This is a genomic window from Pseudodesulfovibrio sp. lm2024, from assembly GCF_051175575.1.
Taxonomy (GTDB): Bacteria; Desulfobacterota; Desulfovibrionia; order Desulfovibrionales; family Desulfovibrionaceae; genus Pseudodesulfovibrio; species Pseudodesulfovibrio caledoniensis.
On the sequence record NZ_CP195092.1, the window covers coordinates 397,320 to 414,948 of the forward strand.

Consider the following 17,629-nt stretch of genomic DNA (forward strand, 5'->3'; position numbering starts at 1 on the left):
TATCCCAAGCCGCCCCCTGTACCACGCCCCCCTCCCAAACCGTTCACCGGGTGGTTTGTGACCGTTCACCTAAAAAGAAGGGCGGTTGGCTTTTGCTTTATATAGATGATAACGTGTCGACGGCGGTCTCCGCCATGGTTGACATCCCAGTGGGTTGCGGCCCGTGCCAAGCGGGCGAGGCGAACAAACGATCAGCTCAGGAGCATCTCGATGACCGAAGAAGAGAAGAAAATCGAAAGCATGCAAAAGGATGGACAGATATTTCAGCCCGACGTTTCCATGGCCGAGCAGGCATGGATTCCGAGTATGGACGCCTACCGGGCGGACCACGAGCGGGCCCTCAATGACCCGGAAGGGTACTGGAGCGAGCGGGCCAAGGGGCTGATCGACTGGTTTTCCGATTTCGATTCCGTGCTGGAAGCGGACTACGACAAGCCGGAGTTCAAGTGGTTTTCAGGCGGCCGGACCAACGTGGCCTACAACTGCCTGGACCGCCACCTGACCGGCAACCGCCGGAACAAGGCCGCGCTCATCTGGCAGGGCGAGCCCGAGGAAGACGTGCGCGTCTACACCTACCAGATGCTCCACACCGAGGTCTGCCGGTTCGCCAACGTCCTGAAGAAGAAGGGCGTCAAGCGCGGCGACCGGGTCTCCCTGTACATGCCCATGATCCCGGAACTGGCCATCGCCATGCTGGCCTGCACCCGGCTGGGCGCGCCGCATTCCATCGTGTTCGCGGGGTTCTCGTCCATCGCCCTGCAGTCGCGCATCGAGGACGCCGAAGCCAAGGTCCTGGTCACGGCCGACGCGGTCCTGCGCGCGGGCAAGACCATCCCGCTCAAGCCCAACGCGGACGAGGCCCTCAAGGACTGCCCGTCGGTGGAGCAGTGCATCGTGGTCAAGCGCGGCGGCAACGAGATCAACATGGTCGAGGGCCGCGACTCCTGGTGGCACGACGAGATCACGGCCGAAGACATCACCTCGGACTGCGGCTATGAGGAAATGGAGGCCGAGGATCCGCTGTTCATCCTGTACACCTCCGGGTCCACGGGCAAGCCCAAGGGCGTGCTGCACACCACGGGCGGCTACCTGACCTACGCGGCCCACTCCACCCAGATTGTCTTCGACGTCAAGGACGACGACGTGTACTGGTGCACGGCCGACGTTGGCTGGATCACCGGCCACACCTACATTGTCTACGGCCCGCTGGCGCTCGGGGCCACCTCGGTCATGTTCGAGGGCGTGCCGAGCTACCCCAGGCCGGACCGCTTCTGGCAGATCGTGGACAAGTTCAAGGTCAACATCTTCTACACCGCGCCCACTGTCATCCGCGCGCTCATGCGCGAGGGCGAGCAGTGGACCAAGACCTACGACACCACCTCCCTGCGTCTGCTCGGCTCGGTGGGCGAGCCCATCAATCCCGAGGCGTGGCTGTGGTATCACGACCACGTGGGCAACGGGAAACTGCCCATCGTGGACACCTGGTGGCAGACCGAGACCGGCGGCATCATGATCTCGGCCATGCCTTACGCCACCCCGCTCAAGCCCGGCTCCGCGACCCTGCCCTTGCCCGGCATCTCGGCCCAGATCGTGCGCCGCGACGGCACCCGCGCCGAGCCCAACGAGGGCGGGCACCTGATCATCGACAAGCCGTGGCCCGGCATGCTGCGCAACGTCTGGGGCGATTCGGATCGCTACAAGTCCACCTATTTCGCCGGGTTCCCCGGGGCCTACGAGGCGGGCGACGGCGCGCGTGTGGACGACGACGGCTACTTCTGGATCATGGGCCGTCTGGACGACGTCATCAACGTGTCCGGCCACCGCATGGGCACGGCCGAGATCGAGTCCGCCCTGGTGGCCCACCCGGACGTGTCCGAGGCCGCCGTGGTCGGTATGCCCCACGACATCAAGGGCGAGACCATCTACGCCTACGTGACCCTGCGCTCGGGCGTGGAGCCCGACGACGACATGGTCAAGGATCTCAAGGTCTGGGTGCGCAAGGAGATCGGCCCCATCGCCACCCCCGAGTTCATCCAGTTCGCGGACGGGCTGCCCAAGACCCGCTCGGGCAAGATCATGCGCCGGGTGCTGCGCAAGATCGTCGAGGGCTCCAGCGACTTCGGCGACACCTCGACCCTGGCCGATCCGGGCGTCGTGACCGATCTGGTCGAAGGCAACAAGGATTTGCTCGGGTAGCGTCGGCTTCCGAAAGCGGCGCAGCTGCACCACTCTCGGTAATGAAGAGGCCCCCGCTCTGCGGGGACCTCTTATTGTTTGGAGAAGGGCGACCTATTCGTCCTGGCCCTCCCGCAGGGCCCGGATGCGGTCGGCCACGTAGTGGCTGAGGTGGTAGGCCCCGGCTTTTTCAAGCCGGGCCGACAGCTGGACCTGCACCCGTTCCGCCTCCTTCAGCGTCTCCCGACCGGCCTGCGGGGGCTCCTGGCGGGACCGCAGGATGAGCCGTTTTATGTCGGCGAAAAGCTGCTTTTCCAGGGAGTCGCCGGACTCCACGGATAGGGCGGCCCTTTTCGCGGACGGTTTGGCCACGCCTTCCTTCTTCTCCTTTTCCCACTGGCGCATCTTGGCCTCGGCCAGGATATCGAACGCGTGCATGGCTACTTGCCCTCCAATGCCCAGGCGACCAGGGCGTTGATGCCCGCCATCCGGCAGCGCATGGCCGCTGCGAACGCCTGGCCGATGTCGGCTTCGTCCTCGAATTCTGCGAGGATGGCGACCATTCCCCGGACAGACTCCTTCAGGATGCGCCGGAACAAAAAGCGGAACGTCCGGGTCTGGTCGAGCTGCGGGAATTGCTCGCTCATCTGGGCCTGGGCCTGGGTCTCCATGTCCCGGATATAGTTCGGAACGAAGTCCGCGTATTTGGTCCATTGTCCCCAGCCCAGCAGGATGACGGCCTTGAGCCGATTGCGGGCCAGGAAGCCGAGCAGTTTCCCGGCAGGTCCTGTGGTCGTGTCCTGGTCCACGGCCATGCCCTCGGGCCTGGCGAAGCCGGCGATCCGTTCCCTGGTCAGACGCGACAGTTCGGCCACGAATTCCTCCGTGACGATCGAGTAGAACAACGCCTGCTTGTTGGGAAAATACTTGTACACCGTGCCTGCGGCCACGCCCGCGTCGCCGGCGATCGCTTCTATGGTCGCGCTGTCGAACCCCTGTGCGGCAAATCGCGCTTCGGCGGCGTCCGTGATGCGCCGCCGGACGCTCTCCTTGAGAACCTGCGCCATGGGTCTTGCTCCTTCCGTTTAAAAATGAATGTTGTATTCGCTTTTCATAAATGAACACTATGTTCATTTTTACGTTGAGTCAATGGCGGACGGAAAAAGGGCGCATGGCGGTATCCGTGGCCGGGGGGGGGGGGGGGAAGAAATATGCCGTGAAAAGCGCCGGTTGGGACTGTGTCGGAACGTCGAAAAAGAGAAAGCAACAAACGCTATCGATTACTGTTTTCCTGTGCTACGTTGGACACGATACCCTGTGGATGGACAGGGGGTTCGATTAGCCGATCATCACGAGAGAACAGGAGACAACCATGTCAAAAGACAAGAAAAAATTGACGAGCGCCTTTGGTTGCCCCGTTGGCAACGATCTGAATACCGTGACCGCCGGTTCGCGTGGACCGGCCTTGATGCAGGACGTGCATCTGCTCGAAAAACTGGCCCATTTCGACCGCGAGCGCATCCCCGAGCGGGTGGTGCACGCCAAGGGTGCCGGGGCCTACGGCTACTTCGAGGTCACGGCCGACGTGACCAAATACACCAAGGCCGCCTTCCTGTCCGAGGTGGGCAAGAGGACCGAGGTCTTCGCCCGGTTCTCCACCGTGGGCGGCGAAAAGGGCAGCGCGGATTGCGAGCGCGACCCGCGCGGCTTCGCCTTGAAGTTCTACACCGAAGAGGGCAACTACGACATGACCGGCAACAACACCCCGGTCTTCTTCATCCGCGATCCCCTCAAGTTTCCGGACTTCATCCACACCCAGAAACGCGACCCCCTGACCAACCTCAAGAGTCCGACCATGGCCTGGGATTTCTGGTCGCTCACCCCGGAGTCCATGCACCAGGTGACCATCCTCTTCTCCGACCGGGGCACCCCGGCCACCTACCGGCACATGAACGGCTACTCCAGCCACACCTACAAGTGGTACAACGACAAGGGCGACTACTTCTGGGCCCAGTACCACTTCAAGACCGACCAGGGGATCAAAAACCTGACCGGCCCCGAGTCCGACGCCATGCGCGGCAAGGACCCGGATCACGCCACCCGCGACCTGTTCGACGCCATCGAGGCCGGGGACTATCCGTCCTGGACACTGGAGATGCAGATACTCACCCCGGAACGGGCCAAAGACTTCGCCTGGGACATCTTCGACATCACCAAGGTCTGGCCGCACAGCGAAGTGCCGCCCATCACCGTGGGCAAGCTCGTCCTCGACCGCAACCCGGAAAACTACTTCGCCGAGGTGGAGCAGGCCGCCTTCAACCCGAGCAACCTCGTGCCCGGCATCGGCGTGTCGCCGGACAAGATGCTCCAGGGTCGCCTCTTCTCCTACCACGACACCCATCTGCACCGGCTGGGGCCCAACTATCACCTCATCCCGGTCAACCAGGCCAAGAACGCGCCCGAGAACAACTACCAGCGCGACGGCAACATGCGCGTGGACCAAAACGGCGGGTCCGGCCCCAACTATTGGCCCAATTCCTTCCACGGTCCCGCCCCGGACAACGTCTCCAACGAGCCGGACATCCCTCTGGACGGCGTGGGCCAGCGGCATGAATACGCCCATCCCAACAACGACTTCGTGCAGCCCGGCACCCTTTATTCCGTGGTCATGACCGACCAGGACCGGGCCCATCTGGTCGGCAACATTGTGGGCAACATGGAAACCGTGCCCAAACCCATCCAACTGCGGCAGTGCGCCTTGTTCTACCTCACCCACGAGGACTACGGCACCCGCGTGGCCCAAGGCCTCGGCCTCGACGTGACCGAAGTCAAACGGCTGGCCGCAATGACCCAGGAAGAACGGGTGGCCGCGACGCCGGTCAAGTAGGAAGAGGAATGCCTCCGGCGGCCAGGGGGGAAAATTTTGGGAAAAAGTTTTCCCCCTGGACCCCCCTTCCAAACCTTTTGTGTGCCTTCGGCAGGGGCGTGCGGAAGCGGGGAGGGGCTGATTGTTTGGGGGGGCAGTAGTCGCTTGGCTATGCGCCGTTTCCCTAGGATGCAAACACAGATACCCCTCCGCGCCCGTACAAACCGCTAAGCGGCAATAAAAAGTTTAGGAAGGGAGTGGGGATGGGGGGCCGGGGGAAGGGGAGAGGGAAAGCCCTTTTCAAAGGGTTTCCCTCTCCCCTTCCCCCGGCCGCCGGAGGCAAAAAAAGTGGCCGCTCCGGGAGGAGCGGCCACTTTAATTTGTCTTCGGCGCGGGGCTACAGGCTCAGGCCGAGGGGCTTGAGGTAGAGTTCGCCTTGGAAGGTGAGTTCGGCGGCGCCCTGGAGGAAAACGGTGTCGTTTTCGAGGAACACGGTCAGGACCTCGTTGCCGGTGGTGGTCAGGTCGGCGTGATCACTGGTCAGGCCGAGGGTATGGGCCAGGAGCTGGGTGGCGGCGGCACCGGTGCCGCAGGCGTAGGTTTCGGCTTCCACGCCGCGTTCGTAGGTGCGCAGGAGCATGGTGTTCTTGTCGATGACCTGGGCGAAGTTGACGTTGGTCCCGGCGGGCGCGAAGTGGGCGTGGTACCGGATCTTGGGGCCGAGATCCATGATGTCGATCTTTTGGACGTCGTCCACGAAGACAACGGTATGGGGCACGCCGGTGTCGGTGAAGTGCACGGTCAGGGACTGGCCGTCGATGTCCAGGGTGATGTCGGTCTCGGTCTTGAGCGGCGGGGTGAGCTGGACCTTGACGCGTCCCTCGTCCGGACCGTCCAGGAGCACCTTGGCCCGGATGGGTCCGGCATCGGTGCCGAAGGCGTGTTCAGCCGGGGCCAGGCCGATGGCGTGGGACAGCTTGGCGGCGCAGCGCGAGGCGTTGCCGCACATCTCGGCCCGGGAGCCGTCGGAGTTGTAAAAGTGCCAGCGGTAGGCCAGCGCCGGGTCGTCGGTGTTTTCGAGGAAGAACAGGCCGTCGGCGCAGACGCCGAAGGCGCGGGCGCACACGGCCTTGGCCCAGTCGGCCATGGCGTCTTGGGGGACACCCAGCTCTCGGTTGTCGATGACCACGAAGTCGTTGCCGCAGCCCTGCATCTTGAAGAAAGGCACGGAGTCGGTGAATATGTTCATGGGAGAATCCTCGTATTTTTCTTGAGGGGTATACGCGCGGGGCCGGTATGGTCCAATTCTTTTTGCGTATGGATGGCCGGAGAGGGCGGTCAGCGGGTCAGCCAGGCCTCGGCTTCCGCTTCGTCGTTGAAGACCCGGTAACTGATGGACCGGTTGTGCAGGATGGTCTCTATGTTCCTGGCGAGTTGCAGTTCCTCGGGGTGGGGCAGGCTGGCCAGGCGCACACCCCGCGCGGCGGCCTCCACGGCGATGTCGGCCTCGGCCAGATGGTAGATGTCGAGGACGTCGAGGTGCCTGCGCAGTTTGCGTTCGTCGAGCAGTATCCAGTTCAGGCCGTACTCGTTGCCCAGCTTGCGGAGCAGTTCCACGAAGTCGGTCAGGTCTTCGAGAGATTCCATGGTGCCGGAGACGGTTACCTTGAGGTGGGTCTCCATGGGTTGTATGCAGGCGGTGTAGTTCATTGTGTTAATTTGGACATAGCTCCCGTAGCGATTGTTTATGAATGCGAGTGAACGATCTGTCAAGATGGCTATTCTTGCTTTTCGTGGATGGGGACGGTATCGCTGTGGCAACTTGACCGGGAGAACGAGATAATGTCCAAACCGTGCGTCGGTTGCGGGTGGTGCTGCCTACAGGACCCCTGCATGGAATCCCATAGGAGATACGGCTACATGCGTCGCTGCCCCGACCTTTTCTGGGACGAGGAGGCGGGCCGGTACATGTGCGGCCTGATGCTCGATCCCGAGACCGCCGAGCAGGTCAAACGGTCCCAGCACGCCGGGCAGGGATGTTACGCTCCGCTCAATTCCTGGCGCGAGGATGTGCGCAATCGTGACCGCGATTGATCCCCCGGTCTTCCACTCCAGCGCCGTTTCTGCTAAATAGTCTCCTCTTCGGGAACATCAGAACACGGAGCAGCTAATGCGCGTCACTTTTGTCGGGGTGGGCGAGGCCTTTGACGAACGTCTGCCGAACACCTCCCTGCTGGTGGAATCCGGCGATTCGTCCATCCTGCTCGATTGCGGCTTCAACGTCTCCTGCCGTCTGTGGGAGCACGCGGAAAACCCCATCGACCTGGACGCGGTCTTCATCTCCCATTTCCATGCGGACCACTATTTCGGCCTCCCGGCCCTGATCGTCCGCTCTATGCAGGAGGGGCGCACCAAGCGGCTGACCATCCTCGGGCCGAGCGGCATCGAGTCCCGGGTCAAACGCCTCATGGAGCTGGCCTATTCCAATGCCCTGTCCAAGGCCGGGTTCGAGATATTCTTCATCGAATGCGTGCCCGGAGAGGACTTCAAGCACAGCGGCTTCCGCTTCCGTTTCGCGCTCAACGACCACTCCATGCCCTGCCTGGCCATCCGGCTGGATGCCGGGGGCAAGTCCCTGTACTACTCGGGCGACGGCAAGCCCACGGACGCCACCGTGGACTTGGCCGAGGAGTGCGACCTGGTGGTCCACGAAGCCTTCACCCTGGACGAAATCACCCTGGGCCACGGCGACGTGGGCACCTCCCTGGACATGGCCCGCAAATCCGGCGCCAAGGCGTGCGCCCTGGTGCACATGAAGCGGACCATTCGGCACACCATGATGGACATGATCCGCATGGCCGTGGACACCCGGCCCGAGGTCAACGCATTCGTGCCCGAGCCGGGCGACGTGCGCGAACTCTAATCCCTACCAGCGTGGTCGGGGAATAATCATTCCATTTTATGTTGGCCCATGCCATCCTCTGTTTGGCGCACCGGCGGTAACCGGGTGCGCTGAAATCAATGTCGCCCGGCGCGACCAGGGGAGAATATGGCCGGAAAATACGACGCCATCGTCTACGATTATTTTGAAAAGGCTAATGGTTCCATCATACTCATCAGTGAGGATCCGCTCTTCAAGCGGATGCTCAACGCAACCATTTTCAAAGCGATCGGCACCAAGCGTGACTGCCTGACCGTGACCGAGACCGTGCATGCGGGGTTGAAAAAGGTCCAGGCCATGAACAAGCTGGGCCAGGAGTTCATCGTCTTCATCGAGCGCATGATCGGCGGCAACACCAGCACCGACACCATCCTGACCCTCAAGCGGTTGCTGCCCGATCTGAAGATCATCGTCCTGGTGGGCGAGACCAAGCGCGAGAACATAGCCTTTTTTTACGAGATCGGCGTGGCTAACGTCATCTCCAAGCCCGCCTCCATGAACAACATCATCGAGAAGCTGGCCTTCACCGTCAAACCACAGGGCAAGCTCAGCGAATACATGGACCTGGGCAAACGGAGCCTGGACGCGGGTAAGTTCATGGAAGCCATGAAGATCGCCCAGAAGGTCCTCTCCCTCAAACCGGAGAGCCCGGCCGGGCTGATGCTCAAGGGCGACGTGCATCTGGCCCAGAAAGAGCTAGACAAGGCGCTGGAGAGCTACCACCGGGCACACGAAAGCTCCAAGATCTACCTGGAGCCCATCAAGAAGCTGGTGGACGCCTACCGGGGCGTGGACGAGAACGAGATGCTCAAGTACATGAAGAAGCTCGACCGCCTCAGCCCGCTCAACGCCCAGCGCAAGACCGAGATTGGCAAGGTCCATGCCAAGCGGCGCGAGATGGACCAGGCCGAGTCCTACTTCGACCAGGCCCTCGAGACCGTGACCCGCGAGGCCATGGGCATGATCAGCGCGGTGGCCGAATCCATCTCCGAGGCCGTGGCCGAGGACCCGGGCATGTCCGAGAAGTACCTGACCAAGGTCCTGGAGGCCAAGGGCAGCCGGCTGGACAAGGACGATATCTCCCTGTTCAACAAGCTCGGCATCGCCCTGCGCGGCCAGGGCAAGTGGCGGGAGGCCATCGACAACTACGCGGCGGCCCTGCGCATCTCCCCGGAGGACGAGGGGCTGCACTACAACATGGGCATGGCCTTCTATGACGGCGGCGACAAGCGCCGGGCGGGCCAGTGCTTCATGAAGGCCCTGAAATACAACCCGGATTTCTACAAGGCCAGCGAGACGGTCTCCATGAACATCGGCACCCTGTTCGCCGACCTGCGCGAATACGAATACGCCATTCCCTGCTTCGAAAACGTCCTGGCCCTGAACCCTGACAACGCCCTGGCCGCGCGCAAGCTCGCCTTGCTCAAGGATTCCGTGGGCTGACCCTTCGCCTGTCGAACACATCGGAAAAGGGACCGGCGGCGCTCCGCCCGGTCCCTTTTTTGCGTCGGGTTGACCCGTTTCCCCCACTTCACGTACTGTTCAAGTGTGGAGCGGATCGCCGCTTCGTCACCGGCAGCCAAAGGGGATGCGCATGCCGCCCGAATCCGCCGACAGCATAGTCCGCCACTTCATCGAAAAGAGCGGGGGCGTCATCGTCTACGTCTCGGACGACTACGGGTTCACCCGCGCCCTGCGCAACATGGTCTCGCGGGTCATCGGTCTGCGCGGCGACGCGCTGCTGCCCTACACCTCCCTGGACGCGGCCGTGGACAAGTGCGTGGAACTGCGCGAGCAGGACATTCCCTTCGTGGTCTTCATCGAGCGCATGATCGACGGTCGGCCATCCACGGACTTCATCATCCGGTTGTCGCGCGAATGCCCGGAGGCGCGCATGATCGTGCTCACCTGGGAGGCCACCCAGGAGACCGTGGCCTATTTCTTCGAGCTGGGTGTGTCCCGCGTGCTGGTCAAGCCCGCCTCGGCCAACAAGGTCATCGAGGAGCTGGCCGCGGCCATCTCCCCGCCCATGGAGCTGCGCCGCCAGATGGAGCACTGCGCCAAGCTCCTGGAGGCGCGCAACTACGCGGCCGCCCTGACCGCCTCGGACCGCATCCTGATGATCCGGCCCGACTCGGCGCGCGGCCTGGCCATGCGCGGCGACGCGCTCATGGGCACCGGCCGGGTGGACTCGGCGGTCCAGGCCTACATGGCGGCCCACGAGGCCAACCCCATCTTCATGGCCCCGCTCATCCGGCTGGCCGAGGCCTTCCGCGACATGGAGGACGAACGCGCCCTGGCCTACCTCAAGGAGCTCGACGCCCTCTCGCCCCTCAACCCGGACCGCAAGATCGACATCGCCGAGCAGCACCTGCGCCAGGGCGAGCACGAACAGGCCGAGCGCTACCTGGACCAGAGCGTCCAGGCCGCCGAGCGCGAAACCCGGTCCATGGTCGGCGACCTGACCGAACGCATCGTGGACGCCGTGTCCGGCGTGGCCCCGGACCTGGCGGTCAAATACCTGAACCGGGTCATCGACACCAAGCGCGTGCTCGGCCGAGACGACCTCATTCACTTCAACCGGCTGGGCATCATCCTGCGCGGCGAGGGCCGTTGGGCCGAGGCCGTGGAGGTCTACAAGAAGGCCTTGAACATCGCCCCGGAAGACGCGGTCATCCATTACAACATGGGTCTGGCCCACTGGGAGGGCAACGAGCGGATGACCGCGCTGGAATGCTTCGAGAAAGCACTCAGGATCGACCCCCATTTCTACTCCGGCAGCGTGGGCGCGGCCCTGAACATCGGCTCACTCTACCTGGACCTGCGCTACACCGAAGACGCGGCCCCGTTCTTCGAGCACGTCCTCACCCTGGACCCGGAAAACGACCTGGCCCAGACCAAACTCGCCCAGGCCCGACGCCTGGCCCGGTCCCAACCCGAATCCGCCCGCCGCCATCAGTCGGATAAGGAACAAACCCTCAATCTCGACGCCCTGGCCGAACCGCCGCAAAAAAAGAAAAAAAAGAAACGCCGCCCGTTCACCAATCTGGAGTTGTGATGCCTCCGGCGGCCGGGGGAAGGGGAGAGGGAAACCCTTTGAGAAAAGGGTTTCCCTCTCCCCTTCCCCCCGGACCCCCATCCCCTCTTCCTTCCTAAACTTTTTGGAGCCGCTTCGCGGATGGTGCGAGCGCGGGTGTTTTTCATGGCGTATGAACAACGGCGCACGCGGTAGGGCGTATCCGCAGATACTTCCGACACCCACCGCACGCGCGGATGCGCAAACAAAAAGTTTTGAAGGGGAGTCCAGAGGGGAAACTTTTCCAAAAGTTTCCCCTCTGGCCGCCGGAGGCATTCTTCCCTTATCTCGATATCAGGACGATGCCGCCCAATACGCAGGCGCAGCCGGTGAGTTGTTGCCAGCCGATGGGTTCGCCCAGCACCAGGGCGGACAGGACCAGGGCGGCCACGGGCATGATGGCTGTGAACACGCCTGCCGTGGACGGCGGGACCTTGGTGATGCCCGCGAACCAGAAGAGGTAGGCGAGCACGGTGACGAACGCGCCGTAGTAGAAGACCACGAGCCAGCCGGTCGGGGAGATGGCCGTGAGATCGGTGTGCGCGGCCTCGTATATGCCCATGGGCAGGAACCAGAGCAGGCCGAACAGGGAGATGATGGTGGACACGGCCAGGGGCGAGAGCGGTTCGGGCACGGTCTTGCGGATGAGCAGGAACAGGGATTCGAAAAGCACGGCGGCCAGGACGAGCAGGTTGCCGAGGATGGGGTTCGCGCCGCCGGGCTCGCCGTGCGGGGCGGCCTGGACCAGGTTGATGACCAGCACGCCCGCCATGGACAGGGCGATGCCCATGAGCACTTGGCGCGATGGGCGGTCCTTGAGGAAGAGCCAGGCGATGAGCCCCATGCAGGCCGGGGTGGTCGAGGTGATCACGCCCGCCGAGGCCGGTCCGGTCAAGGTCAGGCCGTAGAGCAGGAAGACGGTGAACAGGAACGAGCCGCACAGGGACTGGACGGCCAGCTTGGCCCAGGTCGGGCGGGACAGGCGCGGCAGGCCGCCTTCGCGCAGCCGGATGATGGGCAGGAGGATGATGAGGGCCAGGGCGAAGCGCAGGGCCGAGGCCATGAACACGGGCAACTCGTCGACCATGATCTTCCCGGCCACCACGGAACTGCCGACCAGGATCATGGCCAGGGACAGATTGAGATAGGCGAAGTGTTTTTCAGGCATGGCCGGAGCATGCCCGAAACCGGCTTACGGGTTTTGAAGCATCTTGCGGTATTTTGCGGGCGTGACCCCGATCTGGCGTTTGAACAGCCGGGTCAGGTGCGCCTGGTCCGCGAACCCGCAGTCCATGGCGATGTCGGCCACGCGTTCGTCCCCGGCCAGCCTGTGACGGGCGCGGGTGATCCGGGTCTGGGTCTGGTAGGCGTGGGGCGTGATGCCGAGCTGGTTCTCGAACACGCGCACCAGGTGGAAGGGGGACAGCCCGGCCTCGCGGGCCAGCTCGGACAGGGGCAGGTCTTCGGCGAAGCGGTCCTCTATGATCTCGCGGGCCCGGTGCACGGCCCGGTGTTCGCTTCCGGTTCGGGGATCGTTGCCGGGCTCGTCCGCGTGCCGCCTGATCCAGGCTTCGAGCAGATTGAGCAGGCGCGTCTCCTTTTCCATGAGCGAGGTCTCGGCCGTTTCCAGCCGCCGGTGGGTGCGGTCGATCATGGCGGCCAGGGCCGGGTCGTCCAGCACGCCCGCGCGGAAATGGGGCAGGTTCGGGCGGGGCATGAGCTCGCGGGCGGCGGTCATGAGCGCGTCGGGCGTGAGGTAGAACATGCGGTAGGCCCAGCCGGACTCCTCCGCGCCGTGGCCGTCGTGGGGCTCGCCCGGCACCACCAGATTGACCTGTCCGCGCGCGGCCACCACGGACTCGCCGCGATAGGAGAAGCGCATGGCCCCGTCCTCTATGCAGCCCACGGCGTATCCCTCGTGAAAGTGCCGGGAGAAGCGCTGGGTCACGAAGCGGGCGCGCAGCAGTTCCACCCCGCCCCAGAAGGGCAGGGTGCGGACGTACGCGGCTTCCTTGGACGGTGAACGTGCCATGGCCTGATCATCGCCCAGCCCGGCCGGAAAGGCAATGGCGTGAGCGGGCGGCGCCGGTCTTGCCCAAGGTGTTGACCGGGAAGGACATTCCCGGCTAGGAGGGAGGAAACCGGGAGAGCCGATGAAATTCACGCACAAGGATCTGGACCACGCGGTCCGGGCTGGCGTCATCGCGCGGGAGACGCGCGACGCCCTGGTGGCCTTTTTCGAGGACGGGCGCGCGGGGGCCCCGGCCTTCACCATGGCCAACGTGCTCTACTACCTGGGCGGGCTCATCGTCATCGGGGCCATGACCATCTTCGTCACCGACGCCTGGGGACGTCTCGGCGGGTTGGGCCATCTGCTCATCGGCGCGGGATACGGGCTGGCCTTCCTGTTCATGGGCAACTGGCTGTGGAAGGGCAGGGGACAGCGCGTGCCCGGCGGCATCCTGGTCACGGCGGCGGTCTGCATGACGCCTCTGGTCGTGTTCGGCCTGCATGAACTGTCCGGCTGGTGGGTCTGGGACGCGCCCGGCATGTATGAGGATTTCTACCGCTGGATCAAGGGCGGCTGGTTTTTCATGGAGATCGGCACCGTGGCCGCGGGGCTGTTGGCCCTGCGCCGTTTCCGGTTCCCGTTCATCACCCTGCCCATCGCGTTCTCCCTGTGGTTCCTGTCCATGGACCTGACGGCCGTGCTCTTCGGGCAGGACTTTTCCTGGGACCAGCGCAAGGTCGTGTCCCTGTGCTTCGGGCTGGCCATGCTCGTGGTCGGCTATCTGGTCGACCGCCGCACCCGGCAGGACTTCGCCTTCTGGCTGTACCTGTTCGGCATGATCGCCTTCTGGGGCGGGCTGACGAGCCTGGACAGCGACTCCGAGGTCGGCAAGTTCGTCTACTGCTGCGTCAACCTGCTGCTCATGGCCGTTTCCGTGATCCTGCAGCGGCGGGTGTTCATCGTCTTCGGGGGGTTGGGCGTGTCCATCTATCTCGGCCATCTCGCGGCGGACGTGTTCGACGACACCCTGTCCTTTTCCTTCGCCCTGAGCGGCCTGGGGCTGCTGGTCATCCTGGCCGGGCTCCAGTACCACAAGCATCGGGAGGCCATCGAGGAGAAGGCCCTTTGCCTGCTCCCGGCCGCCATCCGACGAACGCTCCCCCGATACCGCTAAAGACAGCCCCCGGCCCGCGTTTTCCGGCCGCCGGGGGCCCCGCTTCTATACTTGGATTGCCTCGGGTTTCGTGCTAGAGGCTTCGCCACGAGCTTTGTTTAAGGAGAATACTCGGATGAGAGCGAAAATACATTTGGAAGGGGCGCTGAAACAGGCGCTCGAGAACTTCGGCTGGCCCTGGCCGGAAAAGGCGGTCATCGAGCCGCCCAAGGCCAGTTCCTTCGGCGACATGTCGGCCAACGTGGCCATGATGCTGGCCAAGGAAGCCAAGAAGGCCCCGCGCGCGGTGGCCGAGGACATCAAGGGCGCGCTTGAGGGCGATCCGCTCATCGACAAGATCGAGATCGCCGGGCCCGGTTTCCTGAACTTCACCTTTGCCCCCGCCTTCTGGCGCGAGACCGTGGGCGTCATCCAGGATCAGGGCGAGGCGTACGGCTGCTCGACCATGGGCAACGGCACCAGGGTGCAGGTGGAGTACGTGTCCGCCAACCCCACCGGGCCGCTGCACATCGGCCACGGACGCGGCGCGGCCCTGGGCGACTCCCTGACCCGCATCCTGGAAAAGGCCGGGTACGACGTCCAGGCCGAATACTACATCAACGACGCGGGCCGCCAGATGCTCATCCTGGGCGGTTCCATCCTGTACCGCGCCCGCCAGGTCGCCGGACAGAACCCGGCCGAGCCCGAGGACTACTACAAAGGCGAGTACATCACCGACATCGCCCGCGACCTGATGGCCGAGCGGCCCGACCTGCTCGACCTGCCCGAACCCGAGGCCACGGAGGTCTGCAAGGTCTACGGCAAGGACATCATCCTGCAGGGCATCAAGGACGACCTGGCCGCCTTCCACGTGCGCCATGACGTCTGGTTCTCGGAGAAGTCCCTGGTGGACGACGGCAAGGTGGACGAGACCTTCGCCGACCTGACCGCGTCCGGCATGGGCTACGCCGCGGACGGCGCGTTCTGGTTCAAGTCCACGGAGCTGGGCGACGACAAGGACCGCGTGCTGCGCAAGAGCAACGGCGACACCACCTATTTCGCGTCCGACATCGCCTACCACGACAACAAGTTCAAGCGCGGCTTCGACCTGGTCGTCGACATCTGGGGCGCGGACCATCACGGTTACGTGCCGCGCATGATGGCGGCCTGCGAGGCGCTCGGCAAGCCGGGCGGCCTGTCCGTCATCCTGGTCAATCTGGTCAACCTGCTGCGCGACGGCCAGCCCATCGCCATGAGTACCCGCGCGGGCCAGTTCGAGACCCTCAAGGACGTGGTCGACGAGGTCGGTTCCGACGCGGCCCGGTTCATGTTCCTGTCGCGCAAGTCCGACTCCAAACTCGATTTCGACCTGGAGCTGGTCAAGCAGAAGTCCATGGACAATCCGGTCTACTACGTGCAGTACGCCCACGCGCGCATCCGCTCCCTGGACCGCAAGGCCGAGGAGGCGGGCGTCAAGGCCGCTGCCGTCAGCCCGGAATCCCTGGCCCTGCTCGACACCGAGTGGGACCTGGAGATGCTCAAGCTTCTGGACCAGTACCCGGACTATGTGGAGGCCGCTGCCAAGGCCCAGAGCCCGCATCTGATCTCTATGTATTTGCAGGAGCTTGCCTCAACGCTCCACAGGTACTATACCAATTGCCATGTGCTCAGCGCCGAGCCCGAGGTCGCCTCGGCCCGGCTCATGCTGCTTCACTGCGTGGCCGGCGTCGTGGCCGGCGGTCTCGGCCTGCTGGGCGTGAACGCCCCGGAGTCCATGTAGCCCCCGGCGAAACCCGAATCGGACGAGGAAAATGGCGGACAATCTGGAACCGAAATACAAGGTCAAGGTGCCCAAGCTCAACGCGGCCAAGAAGAAGTACGACTTCTCCCTGTCCCTGTCCGGGCTGATCAGCATCACCGGGGTGGGCGTTCTGGCGCTGACCTTCTTCTTCGTCATGGGCATCCTCATCGGGCGTGGCTACCGGCCCGAGGCCGATGTGCCTCCGCTCCAGGAGATCATGCCCAGTAGCGAACACGGCCAGCTGGCCGCCGAGTCCAAGCCGCCCGAGGTCCTGACCCTGGAGGAGCTGGACTACCAGGACCGCCTCAAGGCCTCGCCCCAGCAGCTGCTCGACACCCGTGACGAGACCCAGCCCGCGCACGCGCCCAAGCCCGAGCCCAGGCCTGCGCCCAAGCCCGAGCCCAAGCCGGAGCCTGCGCCCGCCGCCTCCGCGCAGCCCGAGACCGTCAAGACCACACCGGCCCAGCCCGGCGAACCGGTCTTCGACTACGTCTACCAGGTGGCCTCGTTCCGCAAGGCGGACATGGCCGGTGCGTTGCGCGACAAGCTGGCCGGCGCGGGGTTGAACGCCCGGGTCCAGTCCGGCCAGGCGAACGGGTCCACGTGGCATCGGGTGCAGGTCCTGCACCACGGCACGCCGGCGTCCACAGCGGACATGAAGGATGTGCTGGCCAAGTTCGGCATCGGCAAGCCGCTGCTCAAGAAGAAGACCGCCGCGAACTGACGGGCGGGATGAAATATCCAAAAGGGCTGTGCGGTAAACCGGACAGCCCTTTTTTATCGGAATGCAACCGGGAAGGAAGAATCAATGCAAAAAAACGCATCGACCAACGGCGGACGGGGTACAATTCTGTTCGTGCACGGCGCTCTGGCCGACGAGAGGATATGGCGGGAGCACATCCAGTTGCTCAAAGGTGAATGGGAGGCCTCGGCCGTGACTTTGCGCCATTTCGGCATAGACGGCGATCGGGACCGGGGCGGGTTTGGCCTGAACACCCACGCCGACGATCTGGCGGGCGAGATCGCTCGGCTGGCCGCCCACGGCCCGGTGCACGTGGCGGCATGGTCCTACGGGGCGGATGCAGCCCTCAACGCCGTGGTCCGCCACCCCGGCAAGGCCGCCAGCCTACTGGTCTACGAGCCGGGGTATCCCGGCTGCCTGAGCGAGGAGGAAATGCACGTCTTCGGTCGGGATGCCGGGGCCATGTTCGGCCCGATTTTCGAAATGGTCGGGGAGGGGCTGACCCGGCAGGCCGTGGAGGCTCTGGTGGACAAGTCCGCCGGTCGGGTCGGATACTTCGCTGCCCAACCCGAGCCCGTGCGCGGCCAGCAGCTCGAAAACGGCCACACGCTGCGTCGCCAGCTGCATCAGCAGGAGACTCCTGACCTGGGTGTCGAGCGGCTCTCCTCCATCGATATCCCGCTTACCGTGGCCTGGGGCGAGAACTCCCGACCGCTCTTCAAAACCGTTTGCGCGGGCGTGGCCCGCGCCGTACCCCAGGCCCGGGTCCTAACCGTGCCCCTCGCCAACCACATGCTGCCCATCGAGGACCCGCGCCGCTTCACGGATATCGTGCGCCAACACCTCGGGGCCTGACAACCGACC

At 64.2% G+C, this 17,629-nt stretch carries 16 protein-coding genes; 10 read left to right on the forward strand and 6 right to left on the reverse strand.

The annotated features are described in order from the left end of the window. Nucleotides 1-210 precede the first annotated feature (210 nt). On the forward strand, nt 211-2,196 hold the full coding sequence (gene acs / locus ACR42D_RS01820; protein ID WP_484565167.1) for an acetate--CoA ligase: 1,986 nt from the start codon (nt 211-213) through the stop codon (nt 2,194-2,196). Between the two features lie 93 nt (nt 2,197-2,289). Here acs and ACR42D_RS01825 read toward each other — a convergent pair whose 3' ends face one another. Then, nucleotides 2,290-2,613: a hypothetical protein gene (locus ACR42D_RS01825; RefSeq protein WP_484565168.1), complete on the reverse strand. Its 324-nt coding sequence runs from the start codon at nt 2,611-2,613 to the stop codon at nt 2,290-2,292. 2 nt (nt 2,614-2,615) lie between these two features. Then, a complete protein-coding gene (locus ACR42D_RS01830) occupies nt 2,616-3,242 on the reverse strand; it encodes a TetR/AcrR family transcriptional regulator (RefSeq protein ID WP_484565169.1) in 627 nt (208 codons plus the stop codon). A gap of 305 nt (nt 3,243-3,547) precedes the next feature. Between ACR42D_RS01830 and ACR42D_RS01835 the strand changes: the two genes are divergently transcribed. Next, nucleotides 3,548-5,062: a catalase gene (locus ACR42D_RS01835; protein WP_484565170.1), complete on the forward strand. Its 1,515-nt coding sequence runs from the start codon at nt 3,548-3,550 to the stop codon at nt 5,060-5,062. Nucleotides 5,063-5,438: 376 nt separating this feature from the next. Here the strand turns inward: ACR42D_RS01835 and dapF are convergent, their stop codons facing one another. Further along, nucleotides 5,439-6,290 carry a diaminopimelate epimerase gene (dapF, locus tag ACR42D_RS01840; protein WP_484565171.1) on the reverse strand — a complete coding sequence of 284 codons (852 nt, stop codon included), beginning with the start codon at nt 6,288-6,290 and terminating at the stop codon, nt 5,439-5,441. An 89-nt stretch (nt 6,291-6,379) separates the two neighbouring features. After that, entirely contained in the window at nt 6,380-6,751 is a 372-nt protein-coding gene (locus ACR42D_RS01845) for a hypothetical protein (RefSeq protein ID WP_484565172.1), read from the reverse strand. A 210-nt stretch (nt 6,752-6,961) separates the two neighbouring features. Between ACR42D_RS01845 and ACR42D_RS01850 the strand changes: the two genes are divergently transcribed. The 4 genes from ACR42D_RS01850 (at nt 6,962) to ACR42D_RS01865 (ending at nt 11,040) form a co-directional block, all read left to right on the forward strand. Further along, complete coding sequence (locus ACR42D_RS01850; protein WP_484565173.1) at nt 6,962-7,135, forward strand: hypothetical protein; 174 nt, start codon at nt 6,962-6,964, stop codon at nt 7,133-7,135. A 76-nt stretch (nt 7,136-7,211) separates the two neighbouring features. Beyond that, nucleotides 7,212-7,964 (forward strand): MBL fold metallo-hydrolase, encoded by a 753-nt coding sequence (locus ACR42D_RS01855; protein ID WP_484565174.1) that lies wholly within the window; start codon nt 7,212-7,214, stop codon nt 7,962-7,964. 126 nt (nt 7,965-8,090) lie between these two features. Continuing rightward, on the forward strand, nt 8,091-9,425 hold the full coding sequence (locus tag ACR42D_RS01860; RefSeq protein WP_484565175.1) for a tetratricopeptide repeat protein: 1,335 nt from the start codon (nt 8,091-8,093) through the stop codon (nt 9,423-9,425). A gap of 151 nt (nt 9,426-9,576) precedes the next feature. Beyond that, complete coding sequence (locus ACR42D_RS01865) at nt 9,577-11,040, forward strand: tetratricopeptide repeat protein (protein ID WP_484565176.1); 1,464 nt, start codon at nt 9,577-9,579, stop codon at nt 11,038-11,040. A 301-nt stretch (nt 11,041-11,341) separates the two neighbouring features. On the opposite strand, the gene ACR42D_RS01870 is transcribed toward ACR42D_RS01865, so the two are convergent. Continuing rightward, nucleotides 11,342-12,226, reverse strand: a complete 885-nt coding sequence (locus tag ACR42D_RS01870) for a DMT family transporter (protein WP_484565177.1) — start codon at nt 12,224-12,226, stop codon at nt 11,342-11,344. A 24-nt stretch (nt 12,227-12,250) separates the two neighbouring features. Then, nucleotides 12,251-13,090 carry a helix-turn-helix domain-containing protein gene (locus ACR42D_RS01875; RefSeq protein WP_484565178.1) on the reverse strand — a complete coding sequence of 280 codons (840 nt, stop codon included), beginning with the start codon at nt 13,088-13,090 and terminating at the stop codon, nt 12,251-12,253. A 121-nt stretch (nt 13,091-13,211) separates the two neighbouring features. On the opposite strand from ACR42D_RS01875, the gene ACR42D_RS01880 reads away from it, so the two are divergent. The 4 genes from ACR42D_RS01880 to ACR42D_RS01895 all read left to right on the forward strand — a co-directional run bounded on the left by ACR42D_RS01880 (nt 13,212) and on the right by ACR42D_RS01895 (nt 17,620). Beyond that, nucleotides 13,212-14,243 carry a DUF2157 domain-containing protein gene (locus ACR42D_RS01880; RefSeq protein WP_484565179.1) on the forward strand — a complete coding sequence of 344 codons (1,032 nt, stop codon included), beginning with the start codon at nt 13,212-13,214 and terminating at the stop codon, nt 14,241-14,243. Nucleotides 14,244-14,358: 115 nt separating this feature from the next. Further along, entirely contained in the window at nt 14,359-16,002 is a 1,644-nt protein-coding gene (gene argS / locus ACR42D_RS01885; RefSeq protein WP_484565180.1) for an arginine--tRNA ligase, read from the forward strand. Nucleotides 16,003-16,033: 31 nt separating this feature from the next. After that, nucleotides 16,034-16,747, forward strand: a complete 714-nt coding sequence (locus ACR42D_RS01890; protein WP_484565181.1) for an SPOR domain-containing protein — start codon at nt 16,034-16,036, stop codon at nt 16,745-16,747. An 84-nt stretch (nt 16,748-16,831) separates the two neighbouring features. Further along, nucleotides 16,832-17,620 (forward strand): alpha/beta fold hydrolase, encoded by a 789-nt coding sequence (locus ACR42D_RS01895; protein WP_484565183.1) that lies wholly within the window; start codon nt 16,832-16,834, stop codon nt 17,618-17,620. Nucleotides 17,621-17,629 lie beyond the last annotated feature (9 nt).